A 14,362-nucleotide genomic window follows, 5' to 3' on the forward strand; every position below is an offset into this window, starting at 1 on the left:
GGAAACAAAACCTATTCAAATCTCGAAAGCTCATAACTACAACGTCTATTTTTACAAAGTTAAGTAACACATGGTATATGGCAATAAATAATCTCGATGAAACTCTATATTTTGAGAAAGGTTCTTAAGGTCTCCTTCAAAATAAACCAAAAACAAGGAAAACATTGTATTTCTAGCGACAATAATTATAAATCAGCTTCATGAATTTTAATGGCAAAATATGAAAAACAAGTCTACTCGACAACATAATAAAGTTCTTCACTGAAACTCTATCTAATTCTTTCATATAGTGGAACCTTAACCTTACTTCACTAATAGCCTTAGAAAAGCCCTTTCTTCGATTTATTGTATTAGCATTCATCCTATAGTCTAAAAGTATATTATCGACATTAGCAAATATGTATCCATTTTTAATTAATAAAAACCAGAATGCCATATCTTCAGTGAAAACCGTATTCTCAGGATACCTCATATTTTTGTCCGAAAAAATATTTCCTCGAAACATAACTGTTGGATGAATAAATGGACACCTGGAGATGCTGAAGTTAACCAACTCGTTATGATGATTAGGAAGAGCTTTGTATTCTAATGCAAATTCAGCACCAAACTCTCTACACGCTCCCCCCAAGACATCTACACTTTTATATTGTTCCATATACTTAACCTGATGATAAATTCTGTCAATACGACAGACATCATCACTATCCATTCTGGCTATATACTCATAGCCTTTTGTCTTATCGATCAAAAAATTTAGTGCGTATGCAAGTCCATTGTTTTTTTCATTACCATCCAAATGTATTCGTTGATGTGAACTTATCGAATTCAGATAGTTAGAGGTATCATCTGGCAGTGGACCATCTATATAAATGAAAAGGTCACATTTGTAAGTCTGCTCTAAGACACTCTCTACTGCTTGTTTAAGAAACTCAAGCTTGTCATTTTTATATACCGACATTATTACGGCGACACGGTTCAAAAGTAATTTCTCCTACTAGAATTAGAGTTAAAGACTTGAATATACAATAGTAATATCACACTGATAAAAATTACCACCAATACATCTATATAAAGTGAACCAAAAGTTCTTCTTATAAAGTAAGGGCCTTGTAAAACAAACATTAACAGGATTGCATTTCTTAATTTTTGAAGACGTAAGAATCTCAAAGACAAATTAAGAGTAACAAGTAGACCAATAAGAATTAAAGGTCCCCAGCCATCAAAATACATCGAACTATTAGAGCCATGCCTAATTCCCATGTCTATTATGTCTTTAGGCAGGCCTTCTCGTGCTATTATCTCAATTACGCTTTCATATCCGAGAACCCCCTTCATAAAAGGTATTGCTTCGGACAAAAGCTGGGAAAAAGAAAAATCTTCAATTAATAGCAAATATGCTCCGATATAGATAGGAAATAAGTGTTTTATCAAATAAGACAGTTCACCAAATCCGGATGAAAATGGCATCAACCCCGCTCTTAATGGCTGTAATAAGAAAACTAAAATAAAAACACCGATAACCGCTGATAACAGCAACTTGAACACACTCAATCTAGATAAGAAAGGTAACATCCAAATCATCAAAATCAGAATAACTGGATAGCGATCATAAAAAACGACCATATTAATAGAAGAAATGCAAAGAAGAACAAAAAAAGTTAAGGCCTTGGGTCGGTAAGAAGAAATAAAAATATAAAACAATGGGGTTAACAACAATTTCAGGTAGCTGATTGACGTATACATAAACGCCAAGTAAAAAACAACTATAAAAACATTAAGTGATACACTTGTCTGTTCTTCGAAAATTATTTTAAAATCAGTAACCTTTAAAGTTTTATAAACCAAAAAACCTAGAATAAGATAACCCCAAAAAAAACGAGCAAATACATCATGTGGAATATCGAATGTGTTAAAGAAATACATTCTCAAAAAGCCACTCTCATAAGAAACAACATATGGTATAAAATAAAATATAGATGGTAGGATTATATAACTTACCAATATAAAGTTCTTAACATCAATAACTTTTTTCATTTCACACCAAACATTATTTAGAAAGTAGTTTAACCCAAGATTCTAGAACACCTTTTTCAGAGAAGTCATTCATAGCTAGTTTTCTATTTTTCAATCCCAATTCAGACAACTCGAAACAATTAAGTGAGTAGATCTTTTGTAATGTGGTTTTTAAGCTGTCGTATTTGTTATTAGGATCAATAATAAAAACCCCTGGATAATCCCTTAATGATAAAGAATCGGGTCTTGGAAACGCTATTATTATACACCCCATAAATAATGCTTCGACCAATGAACGCTGCAACCCTTCTACCTTTGAAAATGAAAGAAATATATCGCCGGCGTTGAAGTTGTTATAAGGACTACTGATAACGCCATGATATTCAATTTTTTCTGACTTTAGTAACTTGTTTAATCGCTCATCGCTACCTAACCCGCCATATATATTTATTTTCTCCTTAGAATACTCGATTAAAAGATCGCTTAATTCATGTAATAGATCTGCTCCCTTTCGTTTATTCCATGTACCTACTGAATGCAATTTTGTTTTGGATTCGCTAGCAACTCGAACTTTAAAACGTTCATTAGAGAAATGGTTTGGAATGACGCTATAAGGGTGACCACTATCATAGTCTTGTTTCACAAGATAAATAAGTTTAAAGCTCTTAGATTTGATAAACCTACTTTCAAAATAGTGGAAAACTTTATTTTCCTTTCCAATGTCAGAAATTTCAAGATTTGCTCTTTTTATAAAATAGACTTTTTCAAACGAGTACCAGGGCATAAGCAATGGTTGAGTGATTACAAACTTAATATTAGGATTCATCAATCTTGCAGCAAGAACTTTTATATTAAAGCTAATGACTAATGCGACAAATCTAATAGAAGCAAGATGCTGACGAAAAGGGATAAAAAAATTATTTTTTTTTCTACTGATGTTATTCTGCGATCGGTTATTCTTGCTGTCGCCACTAGCATCACCTTTTATAAGGTTACTTGTCATAGAAACTGTATATTTTTTTTCTAGCAAATGTGACAAATATATCATTGAATTCGGTGGGCCTATTTGACTCGAATAATCTCCAACATACATTACGTAAATTTCAGACTTACTAATTTTTTTGAAAAAATCAAACATTCTAGTTAACAATTTTTTTACTCTTAAAATTATATATCATGAATAGACTTAGACATAACATCGCGAATATGAATTCTGCGAATACTACCCACATAACATATTTATTAAAATCGATACCATTAAGATAAAGTGACACAAGAACAGCAATGGAAATTAGATTGGATACAATCATTATGTTAGCATAAATATCTGCCCCTTTAACTTTTACAATATACCCTGCCCCATAGGCCTGCATAAATGGCACACTCAAAACTACTAACAGCATGATTTTATATGCAGAAAGCGCGCTTTCTACATTACTCTTCAGGAAATAGGTGAGAATAAACTCGTCCATATGAAAAGCGATAGAGTAAGTGACAATTGAACATATAACCAGACTAATAAAGAGCTTTCCAGTCTCTCTTTTACTCATTTTTAGTCTTGAGTAAGTAGCTTGAAATAATATTACTAATGGAACTTTAAGAGCATTGACGACTTTCTCAATCACATCATATATCGCTACTAATTCATAGTTAAAGATCATCCCTACAAGAAATTTGGATAGACTTGTATGAACCTGTGTCATTTTTCCTAAAAGTAATTTCAACGAAATTTTAGTATAGCTTCTAAATATATCGAAATAACCAGGTTTAACATAATCAAAAAGTTTGATTTCATTACTACTAACTATATATCGATAAAGAAATAGAAATGAAACTAGGTAACCCATAAAGTAACACATAGGCACCAAATAATATAACTCATCACTTGTTATTATAGAAAATACTAGTAGTAAAAAAATGACTTTTTCTATCACTAAAGTTTTAAGAGATAACCAATAGTCTCCCAAAGCCATAAAATAGAAATTAGGTTGCAACCCGATACTTAGAAGAGGGTAGCATGAGAACATGATTAACAACATATGCTCATAGCCACTAGCGTAGCATAGCGTAAAGATCAACCAGCCTACAACCGATAAACAAAACACCAAAAGTCTTATAATAAGAGGTATTGCAATTGTTTTTTTTCTCTCTAGTTCAACTCCGGAGCTCTTAAACAACATTTGAGAAGCGTGGGACTCCATGTTTAAGCTTACTAAAGTACCAATAAAGTATGTTACACTTAACCAAAATGAGAGTTCACCAAACTTCTCTAAACCAAACAGTGAGAGAAAATAAGGATATATAAGAAGAGGAAATCCATATTGGATCGCTCTAATAATAATCAGTATAAAGCTGTTTTTAAATGCTTCATTCATATTGTATTAAATACCATCTCATATTATCTCATAATTAATTTTTACTTCTGCTTGGTACTTTTCCCTCAGTTTAATATAAATTTCAACGTTACTTTCTGAGCTTAATCCAAGATAAGAGAAGTAGTATCCTGCATCTACAAGTGATTTAATTATTGTTGTATCATTGCAGACAATCTTGTCGTATGCAGCCAATGGTGTATAGTTTTCGACTTTTCCAACAAACCCTCTTTGCTTGTAAGGAAAATAGTCTCTTGGATGTTTTCTCAGAGTCACATCTTTAAAGTTAAAGTTTTTAATGATGTTAATAGAGAATTCTTCACTTACAGTAGTCAGTATCAAAATCCCTTTTTCTCTTCTTTCTAAATCTATTAACTCCCCGGAAAAAGAACCATGTTCTATAGGCAAAGGATAGTTGCACTCATTTCTAAGAATATCAGCCCAATACTTATTCCACGCCAAGAACTCTCCGTGCAAATAATTTCTATCCATATTGGCATAGTCAAAATGTTCTTTATAGATAACACCATGTTGGAGTTCTATAGAGTTCATTAACCCCATGTACTTCTCAACTTTTGGAACGACACAGTTTGAGTAATAGACCTTTTTGTTTTTAAAGAAGAAAGCTACTATTTTGTTAAAATAGTAGTCTCCTAAAAAACTCTCAATATCATTTTTAATAACTTTGCTTTCCTCTAAGCCCAACTCTCTTATGAGCCTAGTTTTATGAGGTATTAAGAAAAATTTAAAGAATAACCTTGACAATTTTCGCAATGTCTCGATTAAAAAAGAATTTCCATAACCTACTTCCGCTCTAACAAACTTAATTAATTTCCTCTCTTGAAAATACTGTTCGACAAAATCATGTAGATCTTTTCTATCAGGGATACAAACGACCACAGTATCATCATTTAGAAATGGTACGCTTAGAAACCTAAAAAAACCTTCAATATCCTTTATTGAAAGCCTGATTTTGGGTGAAAATCTGGTGACACGTTTTCCTTCAGCATTAGCAATTATATAGCCAAAAACGCTACAACCTTTATAATTAACGTTCCAAAGTTTTCTATAGTTACTTACCATTCAATTTTTCAACCTTAACGAAACATATGAAACAAACCCTCTAATTTTCTTCATTAAGTTCAGATAAATATACTTACGATTAGTTATATATTTGTAGACTAGAAATAACTCTAGCCTCAATATTATGTTACCGCCTTGGCTGTTATATTTTATTTTTTCAGTTTTATCTAAATACTTTATTGTATCAACCTCTACCCCTTGAAGATACAAATATCTAATAATAAGTAAATTAACATATAACAGGATGTTGTCCGATATATTCCCACTACTATTTAATAGATTTAGAGCATTTATAATTGCTTGGTTATGTCGATCTACATTACTAGTTACAGAGCCATCTCGATTTACCCTATACTTAAACAGCTCACTTTTAATATAATAGATAGAGTTAGCTATATTTAATAAAGTCGGTGTTGAATATATATCTTCTGCAATCATGTTTTCTGGAAAGATATCTCCCTGCAAAATATCCTTTCTAATCAACACTCCCCAAGGCGCGTACCCATGAATTCTTAAGTAATCAAAACTACTTATGCGAACTATATCTACAGTGTTATCACTTTGAAAAGTATCGTACTTAAAATCAAAACTCTCCGAAAATTTTCCATAATCACATAGTAATAAATCGGAGCAACTTTTTATTGCAGAAGTAACCATTACCTCAATACAATTGTAAAGAATAACGTCATCAGAGTCTAAAAAGAGAATATAGTCGCCTTTTGCTTTTCTAAGTCCTATATTCCTAGCACCACCTGGCCCTCTATTTTCATCGCTTCTTATAAGGACAATTGAGTCTGCATACTTATTATCAAGAAAGGAATAAGTATCATCCAGTGAACAATCATCAACAACGATAATTTCGATATTGCCAAAGCTTTGATTTAAGACGCTGTCTATAGAATCAACTATACTCTCTGTATTATTATAAACTGGTATTACTACACTTACTTTCATAATACATCATTCATACATCTTAAAATTCATCGGAGTTCCAAAGCTAAAGTCTCCTGTAGCTTTAGACCCTAAAACATCATCAAGGTACTTTGGTAATATACCGTTTCCAGGTCTAATTGAACGTACGTGCTCTTCCGTAAACACTTCGCCTTTCTTAATATCTTTCACTACATAAAGTGAACGACGATGGACTTTGGTTTGCAGTTCAACCTCTGTACTAATGAAGTTTGGCTTGCCAATAGATTCAAAAGCCATATTACAATTAGTTACCAGTGACTTAAGCTCTTCTTTTTCTAATGAGAAAGCCGAGTCCGGACCACCATCAGCACGTGCAAGTGTGAAGTGTTTTTCAATCACACATGCGCCCAATGCGACAGCTGCTACCGATACACCAATATCCATAGTGTGGTCTGAAAGGCCAACTTCAACACCAAATGCATCGCGCATTACTGCCATAGTTGAGATATTCGCCTGTGATGCAGGAGTTGGATAACCGCTTGTACAATGAAGAAGTATGATATCTATAGCACCAGCCGCTTTTGCTGCCGCGACTGCTTCTTCAATTTCTGCCAAATTAGCGTTACCCGTCGACATGATCATAGGCTTCCCGGTTGCCGCAACTTTTCGAATCAATGGTAAGTCGATCAACTCAAATGACGCTATTTTATAAGCAGGAGCATTCAAGCTTTCCAGGAAATCGACAGCTGTATGGTCAAATGGAGAGCTAAAAATGGTGATACCAAGCTTTTCAGCCTCATCAAACAATGTCTTATGCCAATCCCAGGGGGTGTGTGCCTGCTCGTACAGGTCATACAGTTTTGAGCCATCCCATAGACCGCCTCGGATCATAAATTCTTCACTATCGTGATTAATTGTGATGGTATCAGCCGTGTAAGTCTGCAATTTAACAGCATCAGCACCCGCGTCTTTCGCTGCTTTAATCAACTCAATTGCGCGAGTGATATCACCATTGTGGTTACCTGACATCTCCGCTATGATGTAAGGGTTATGTCCCTTACCAATTTCTCTATTTGCTATTTTCATTATTTCCTACTTATTCGCCAGGTAACTTTCAATCTTTTTCAACGAATCCAACTTCGACATATCAGACGCTGGTATCGATATCTCGAATTGCTTTTCGATTTCCATTATTAACATCAAATGTTTAAACGAGTCCCATTCAGGGCAACTTGCCATATCCGTTCCATCGTAGTCAAGACAACCACTATCAATAACCGAACGATAGATTTCCATAAGCTTGTCTTGTTTTGAATCTACAACCTCAAGCTTAATAGACTGATGAGATACAGGTATTGAGTCTACAGGATAAGCTTCAAGTAACTCAAACAAACCATGATTTGGATGGACAAGAAAAGCGACTCTACGGCCATCAAATGCGCCATCGGCACGAGGAGCAACCACAAGTTTTGCACCAAAATCCTGCTCAGCAACTTTGAGCGCTTTATCAATGTCCTGCACAGCATAACAAAGATGATAAGCACCACCACCTGAACCTAGATGTCCGAAAATCGGAGAATGGTCATCTAGTGGTGCAAGTATCTCTACAACACCCATACCATTGAGCTCCACAAATGCATAGTACACTTGTTGTGCTGGGTTTTCTCCAGGGCCTCGGAGCAACTTAGCTCCAGGAACAGATAAAAAATCTTTCAATGTAGCTATCAAGTCTTTCGTCGTCACAGCATAGTGATCAACATGAAGTACACCTAAAGCCGAAAACATTGCATTCATATAAATTACTCCTACACTTTCCAATTTAGAGTCATTAAGTTGGACTCTGACGGCAACGACTGCTGAGCAAACTCAAATAACCATTGCTCGTTATCATCTGAAATAAAATGGTTGTTCTTGTAGAGATCTCGAACTGGCATATTTTTAGAGCTCGCAATAAAGCGACCAACCACAGAATTTTGGGAGGACTCACTCGCTAAAAGAATCAACTTGCTCAATATAGCATGCTCAATATCTCTCCCCATAACACGGCACGACATCACGAAGTTATCAATAACCCAATGACGATTCTGTTTCACGATAACCAGTGCCGCAACACCTTCATACTCTTTAGAGTATTTGTCTTTAGAGCGGACATGGAGAACTTGATGATCAGAGGCACTCATCCATTCGCTCAATTGCTCTTTGCTATAGCGTGTCGTTGTTGTGTTAAATTGATTCGTCTTATTAAAGAGTTGATGTGTTCGCTCGAAGTTATCTGAATTCAATGCTTCCACACATATTTCCATGCCCAAGCTTTTGATAAATGACGCTCGATCAACAAATTCGGTTTGTGCATTCTGAATATCCACTCTTTGTTTGTAGAGCTCCGCACGACGTTTATCAGATTCACTCACTTGCGCGACACAAAGTTCAGGAAGGTTACAAATGAACTGGAACCATTCAGCAGGATCTTCCGGTAGCTCAGGTACAAAAACGTCAGGGGCATTTCGGCGCACTTCTGCACGCTCTACAGGGTTATCATCGATGAAACAAAAAGAGGATAAACCAAGGTTTAACTCTTTACTTAATGCATGAATATTCTGAGATTTTGGTTCCCAATTAATTCGATGGCTGACAAAATCTTTCGCTCTAAGACGCATCTCCGGATGAGTTTCAATAGCATCTAACGCCACTTCCTCAGTATTTTTGCTGCATATAGTCAACAAAATACCTCTGGATTTTAGTGTGAGGAAGAGCGATTGAAGATCTTTGTAAATATTGCCTGGATAGTCTCCCCCTAAGCTAATCCCGTCTTTTCCATCGTCACCAATGATCCCTTTCCACAAGGTATTATCAAGATCAAGTACTAAGACTCGAGCAGAAAGTGCACTTGCCGCGAAAATAGTACCAATTAGTGCCTGGCTGTACGCTTCCAGAAATTGAATAGAAAACGGTGCTCTTGCCATATACCAATATTTATTGGAGAAACTTTGGCCAGCACGCTTGATGATTTGAGAGTAAGGAATAACTTCAACCAAATTCTCGGTTTTCATCGTATAAAGCGTGTTATTCCATTCCTGGATTAGCTTCTGAATTTTTGAATCTGATAATTGTTCAGAAATCGAAAAAGGAAAGCCCTTCTGAATAGCAAAATCTGCAACAAAAACCCGATTTCCTCGCTGAGCAATACTTTTGATGAATGAAAGATATTGCAACACGCGTTGCTCTGTTTGTAACAAAGATTCTTCTGTTGGCAAGGTATAAATATCAGCAAAGAAGTCTTCAACTCGCTCGATAAAAGCGTAGCAAGAAGATGCATCATTAATATCAGTATTCTCAGAATCCAGAAGATCCAGCTGATAGCGGCCGAATTCAGTTGTCGCAATTTTATAAGGAAACTGCTTATATGTCTTAATATGCTTCGTTAAGGTATCCGACAAAAAATCGGTATTATGAGATGCGAATAGGTACAACCGCTGACGTTTATCTAGCTTATTTTCTGGGTAAACATATTTCATGTAAACAACATTTTTTGCAGTATCAGTCGCATCTACAGGAGCCTCACATTCTACAAAACCACTTTTTTGATGTAATTTCCACGCGAGCTGATTCTGTCTTAGTGATTCACAATACAACTCATGAACCTTTAACGTTTTACCCGCATAGTGAATAACAGCTTGTTCAAGCTCAAGCCAAATAGCTGTTTTTTCAGCTTGGTCAAGCGCACTGTTGTTGAGGTAAAAACCCCACCATGCTGTCGCGTTATCTTGCTCCCATGAATAAATGGTCACTACACCGACTGGTTTCTCATCGCGACAGAATATTAAAATTTGTCTTTGGTCCATTAGCATGGTTTTATCCCACCATGCAGAATGTTCCTTTTTAGAGATGATATGGTCAGTTAACATCACAGCACGCACATCAGCGTGGTTGCGCCACTCTAACACTGCCCACTTGTCGCCTTCTTGGGCAGGGCGGAGACTAAATGTTGTCATTTTTTGAAATCTCTTCTAGGTGTTCAACAACTCTTTCACACCCTTTACCATCAACGAGGTCACCGCAAATGGAAGATTGATTCAAGAGAAGTTCTTTTTGAGAAATAAAACGCTGATATGCAAGCGCATAATCTTGTGATGATAGCTCGGAGTTCAAGCCCAAATAGCAATGGCCGTCTATGTCATGCAAATCTTTAGCAAGCTGAGTTTGATTGTCGGCGACCGAGCACACGATACCAGGAAGAGCAAGCACACACCTTTCCCATGTTGTAGCGCCGACCGCTCCAACATACAGGTAGGCATCTGAAAAATAATCCATCATGTTTTTCACTTGAACATGAAGGGTTACCCTAGCCTTATGTTCAGCACACAACGCTTCCAACTGTTGTTTGTGAGGGTTGTTCATCCCAATAATCACATCGAGATGATCACCACTATCGACGCTCAATAATCCAAGTAACGCTTTGGATGTTTCATTAGCCCAATCAATACCCCCAAAAAAGAGCACAACTTTTCTCTTGGATAACCGCTGTGTATAGTTTGGAATATGCTTTCTGCTTTCACGAAACTCATCTCTCAGCAACGCATATTTAGGGCCGCAAAGGCGCTTGGTATAACTGGGAAGGTAAGCATCATAGCGACTTTCACCTAAAGAGTAATAATTCTGATCAAGTAACATGTTTGCATCATGAACTCTATCAGCCAAGTCGTCGATTTGAAGAATACAGCAAGATAGTGGTCTCAAAGCCACTTGAAAGCGTTCATCTAACGAATAGTGATCGATTACCAACCAGTCCAACTTTGTTTGAGTTAGACCAGATAGATAATCAGACACGACATCTTGTACTTGTGCAATCTCAGTTTGATAAGGAACTTCCAACCAATTACCGTGAGCACAATGCGTGTTGTGAGTCTCCTCTCCATCCGGCTCAGGTAAACTAATAACATTGAAACTCTCTTCAATGAAATTAATTAAATTTCCTCCCAATTTTCGACATATGAAAACGACTTGATGTCCATTGCCCTCTAACTTACGTGCAAGTGTGAGCATTCTGAATGCATGCCCCGTCCCCATCTTGAACGACGCATCAACGCGAATACCAATTAGCACCTATCTAACCTTTTAATGCTTGAGAAAGCAATAGAGCAAAATCCCAATCCTCAGAGGTATCAAGATCAACAACTCGTTTCCTAGAGACAGGATATGCAATTGCTTTATCTGAAAACATAGGAATCTTTTGACGGTAAGCACTTGGTTTACCCCAATAAAATTGCCCTACATCATGATACCCGACCTCAAGATCCTGAGATCGGGTGTTGAAATGTTCTGGTTGGAACATCTCAACACGTTGTCCTTGAGTCAATTTTACGCCTCTTTGTATTGGGAATGGAAACTCACAAACAGGGAAGCAGTAATCAGCAGAGGGTGACTCTAGCAGCCACTTATAGGTATTGCGTATGTCGTCGACATCGATAAAGGGTGCCGTTGCATATATACAACACAGATATTCAATCGACTGCGACTGGTCTTCGTACCAATCAATAGCATGTAACAGAACGTCTGCCGTTGTGGCAAAATCATCCGAAACGTCTGCTGGACGCATAAACGGTACTTCTGCGCCATACTGCTCTGCGACTTCAGCAATTTCAGCATCATCCGTTGATACGATGACCTTATCAAAGCATCCAGATGCCAATGCGGCCTCTATAGAGTACGCAATGATCGGCTTTCCGTTAAAATCTTTAATATTTTTTCGCGGGATGCGTTTACTCCCCCCACGAGCTGGAATAATCGCTATTTTCATTACGCACCTATTAGAACATCAGTTAATACGTCGACAACCGTATTCTGTTGAGCTTCCGTCATACCGTGGAACATCGGCAAAGAAATCGCTTCGCGATAGTACTGCTCGGATTCAGGGAACTCCCCTTCAGTGAAACCTAAGTCTTGATAATACGGCTGGGTATGTACTGGAATATAATGCAAATTCACACCGATACCACGCTCGCGTAGCGCATCAAAAACCTGTTGATGACTGAGTGAAATTTCATCTAATTTCAGACGAATCACGAACAAATGCAGCCCTGAGTAGGTATTGGGAAGTTGGTAAGGCAGAACAACCGGCGAATTCTCTAGCTTAGTATAATAGCCTTGTGCTAACTCGTGACGAGCAGAGACAAATTCATTCAAGCGCTTCATTTGGCTCACACCTAGTGCTGCTTGCAGCTCTGTCATACGATAGTTAAACCCAAGGTCTATTTGTTGGTAATACCAACCACCATGAGACTCACCACACATCAATTCTGGATCACGCGTAATACCGTGACTACGCAGCAGCGACATTTTATCAGCCAACTCTTTACTGTTGGTCAAAGTCGCGCCACCTTCGGCAGTTGTCACGATTTTTACTGGGTGGAAACTAAACACCGTGATGTCTGAATATTCGCAATTCCCTATCGGTTGCTCTCGATATCGACCACCTATCGCATGCGACGCATCTTCGATAACTTTAAAACCGTACTCTTTGGCTAATTTACCAATTGCAGCCATATCACACGGCTGTCCACATAAATGCACTGGCACTACAACTTTTGGCAGCTTACCTTCAGCTTTTGCTTTAATGAGCTTCTCTTCAAGTCGTATAGGGCACATGTTGTATGTATCTGGGTCAATGTCGACAAAGTCGACTTTTGCACCACAGTACAAACCACAGTTTGCCGATGCTACAAAAGTAACCGGAGATGTCCATAACCAGTCACCTTGTCCTAAACCTAACGCAAGACAAGCAATGTGCAATGCCGAGGTGGCACTGTTTACTGCCAAGGCATACCTTGCGTCAGTATGTTCAATCAGAGCGCTCTCGAATGCAGGAACTTGAGGTCCCTGCGTCAAAAAGTCTGACCTTAAAACATCCAATACACTGTCAATGTCTTGCTGATTAATATCTTGTTTACCGTAAGGAATCACGCTATACCTCACACCGTAAAGTTTGGATCAACGTGTTCTTTGATAAGCTCACGTAAACCTGCAACGGTTTCCCACTCAGTGTTTGTGCCTGAGTTATATTTAAAGCCAAACGGTACTTTTTCTGCTTTATGGTGCTCTAGATACTCAGCCTCAGTGTACGTAAATGACACTGAAGGTAAGATGGCATAATAGCGACCTAGGTCAATCGTATTCAAAGAGTCGGTGTCCGTGATCATTTCTTCATGCAGTTTCTCACCAGGGCGAATACCAACCACTTTAGTTTCGATACCAGGTGCAACAGCTTCTGCAATATCAAGGATCTTATAAGACGGGATTTTAGGTACAAAGATCTCACCACCTAAGTGGTTTTCAAGAGCGTACATCACCATGTTCACGCCATCTTGCAAAGAAATATTGAAACGAGTCATTTCTTCATGAGTGATAGGCAACATGCCTTCTTCTTTTTTCTTCATGAAGAATGGAATCACTGAACCTCGCGAACCCATTACGTTGCCGTAACGTACAACACTAAAACGAATGTCTTTTGAACCTTTGATGTTATTAGCTGCAGCGAACAGTTTATCGGAAGCTAACTTAGTTGCACCATACAGGTTGATAGGGGCGCAGGCTTTGTCTGTTGAAAGTGCGACAACATCTTTAACACCACATTGCAAAGCAGCATGAATGACATTCTCAGCACCGTCGACATTGGTTCGGATACACTCTGTAGGGTTATATTCTGCTGTATCTACTTGCTTGATCGCCGCTGCATGAATAATGACATCAACGCCTTCACAAGCTTGAATCATTCGATTTTGGTCGCGGACATCACCGATAAAAAATCGCAACTTCTGATTGCCTGCGTATTCCTGCTTTAACTCAAATTGCTTGAGTTCATCACGAGAATAGATACGGATCGTTTTGACTTCTGGGTATCTCGTCAAGATTGTTTTTACAAATTGTTTACCAAAGGAGCCTGTGCCACCAGTGATTAAAACTGTCTTATTATTAAGCATTGAAAT

13 protein-coding genes are annotated in these 14,362 nt (G+C 37.6%); all 13 read right to left on the reverse strand.

Going from position 1 to position 14,362, the window contains the following annotated elements; all coding sequences use genetic code 11:
- Nucleotides 1-172 precede the first annotated feature (172 nt).
- The 13 genes from ATB76_RS08810 to pseB are packed head-to-tail and all read right to left on the reverse strand — an operon-like array spanning nt 173 to nt 14,356.
- Nucleotides 173-979 (reverse strand): glycosyltransferase, encoded by an 807-nt coding sequence (locus ATB76_RS08810; RefSeq protein ID WP_230677711.1) that lies wholly within the window; start codon nt 977-979, stop codon nt 173-175.
- On the reverse strand, nt 976-2,034 hold the full coding sequence (locus ATB76_RS08815; protein ID WP_042599806.1) for a hypothetical protein: 1,059 nt from the start codon (nt 2,032-2,034) through the stop codon (nt 976-978). Before ATB76_RS08815 ends, ATB76_RS08810 begins: the two co-directional genes overlap by 4 nt.
- 13 nt (nt 2,035-2,047) lie before the next feature.
- On the reverse strand, nt 2,048-3,163 hold the full coding sequence (locus tag ATB76_RS08820; RefSeq protein ID WP_155396552.1) for a glycosyltransferase: 1,116 nt from the start codon (nt 3,161-3,163) through the stop codon (nt 2,048-2,050).
- A complete protein-coding gene (locus tag ATB76_RS08825) occupies nt 3,153-4,388 on the reverse strand; it encodes an oligosaccharide flippase family protein (RefSeq protein ID WP_042599808.1) in 1,236 nt (411 codons plus the stop codon). Before ATB76_RS08825 ends, ATB76_RS08820 begins: the two co-directional genes overlap by 11 nt.
- An 18-nt stretch (nt 4,389-4,406) precedes the next feature.
- The gene (locus ATB76_RS08830) at nt 4,407-5,468 is read right to left on the reverse strand and encodes a hypothetical protein (RefSeq protein ID WP_042599809.1); all 1,062 of its coding nucleotides are present in this window, start codon (nt 5,466-5,468) and stop codon (nt 4,407-4,409) included.
- The gene (locus tag ATB76_RS08835; protein ID WP_052486845.1) at nt 5,469-6,422 is read right to left on the reverse strand and encodes a glycosyltransferase family 2 protein; all 954 of its coding nucleotides are present in this window, start codon (nt 6,420-6,422) and stop codon (nt 5,469-5,471) included. It abuts the gene before it with no gap.
- Between the two features lie 6 nt (nt 6,423-6,428).
- The gene (gene pseI, locus ATB76_RS08840) at nt 6,429-7,466 is read right to left on the reverse strand and encodes a pseudaminic acid synthase (RefSeq protein ID WP_042599810.1); all 1,038 of its coding nucleotides are present in this window, start codon (nt 7,464-7,466) and stop codon (nt 6,429-6,431) included.
- A 6-nt stretch (nt 7,467-7,472) separates the two neighbouring features.
- Nucleotides 7,473-8,174 (reverse strand): VOC family protein, encoded by a 702-nt coding sequence (locus ATB76_RS08845; protein ID WP_230677712.1) that lies wholly within the window; start codon nt 8,172-8,174, stop codon nt 7,473-7,475.
- An 11-nt stretch (nt 8,175-8,185) separates the two neighbouring features.
- Nucleotides 8,186-10,372 (reverse strand): UDP-4-amino-4,6-dideoxy-N-acetyl-beta-L-altrosamine N-acetyltransferase, encoded by a 2,187-nt coding sequence (gene pseH, locus ATB76_RS08850; RefSeq protein WP_042599811.1) that lies wholly within the window; start codon nt 10,370-10,372, stop codon nt 8,186-8,188.
- The gene (gene pseG / locus ATB76_RS08855) at nt 10,359-11,483 is read right to left on the reverse strand and encodes a UDP-2,4-diacetamido-2,4,6-trideoxy-beta-L-altropyranose hydrolase (RefSeq protein WP_042599812.1); all 1,125 of its coding nucleotides are present in this window, start codon (nt 11,481-11,483) and stop codon (nt 10,359-10,361) included. Before pseG ends, pseH begins: the two co-directional genes overlap by 14 nt.
- Before the next feature lie 4 nt (nt 11,484-11,487).
- Nucleotides 11,488-12,177 (reverse strand): pseudaminic acid cytidylyltransferase, encoded by a 690-nt coding sequence (pseF, locus tag ATB76_RS08860; protein ID WP_042599813.1) that lies wholly within the window; start codon nt 12,175-12,177, stop codon nt 11,488-11,490.
- Nucleotides 12,177-13,352 carry a UDP-4-amino-4,6-dideoxy-N-acetyl-beta-L-altrosamine transaminase gene (gene pseC, locus ATB76_RS08865; RefSeq protein WP_104029977.1) on the reverse strand — a complete coding sequence of 392 codons (1,176 nt, stop codon included), beginning with the start codon at nt 13,350-13,352 and terminating at the stop codon, nt 12,177-12,179. The genes pseF and pseC overlap by 1 nt, the downstream gene beginning before the upstream one ends.
- Nucleotides 13,349-14,356 (reverse strand): UDP-N-acetylglucosamine 4,6-dehydratase (inverting), encoded by a 1,008-nt coding sequence (gene pseB, locus ATB76_RS08870; protein ID WP_042599815.1) that lies wholly within the window; start codon nt 14,354-14,356, stop codon nt 13,349-13,351. The genes pseC and pseB overlap by 4 nt, the downstream gene beginning before the upstream one ends.
- Nucleotides 14,357-14,362 lie beyond the last annotated feature (6 nt).

It is taken from the genome of Vibrio sp. MOR3, from assembly GCF_001557775.1.
GTDB classification, from domain to species: domain Bacteria; phylum Pseudomonadota; class Gammaproteobacteria; order Enterobacterales; family Vibrionaceae; genus Vibrio; species Vibrio jasicida.

What these genes read in the sequence shown, in the direction of transcription:
- ATB76_RS08815 (WP_042599806.1), bottom strand. Translation starts at nt 2,034, where the DNA reads ATGAAAAAAGTTATTGATGTTAAGAACTTTATATTGGTAAGTTATATA.
- ATB76_RS08825 (WP_042599808.1), bottom strand. Translation starts at nt 4,388, where the DNA reads ATGAATGAAGCATTTAAAAACAGCTTTATACTGATTATTATTAGAGCG.
- ATB76_RS08830 (WP_042599809.1), bottom strand. Translation starts at nt 5,468, where the DNA reads ATGGTAAGTAACTATAGAAAACTTTGGAACGTTAATTATAAAGGTTGT.
- ATB76_RS08835 (WP_052486845.1), bottom strand. Translation starts at nt 6,422, where the DNA reads ATGAAAGTAAGTGTAGTAATACCAGTTTATAATAATACAGAGAGTATA.
- pseI (WP_042599810.1), bottom strand. Translation starts at nt 7,466, where the DNA reads ATGAAAATAGCAAATAGAGAAATTGGTAAGGGACATAACCCTTACATC.
- ATB76_RS08845 (WP_230677712.1), bottom strand. Translation starts at nt 8,174, where the DNA reads ATGAATGCAATGTTTTCGGCTTTAGGTGTACTTCATGTTGATCACTAT.
- pseH (WP_042599811.1), bottom strand. Translation starts at nt 10,372, where the DNA reads ATGACAACATTTAGTCTCCGCCCTGCCCAAGAAGGCGACAAGTGGGCA.
- pseF (WP_042599813.1), bottom strand. Translation starts at nt 12,177, where the DNA reads ATGAAAATAGCGATTATTCCAGCTCGTGGGGGGAGTAAACGCATCCCG.
- pseB (WP_042599815.1), bottom strand. Translation starts at nt 14,356, where the DNA reads ATGCTTAATAATAAGACAGTTTTAATCACTGGTGGCACAGGCTCCTTT.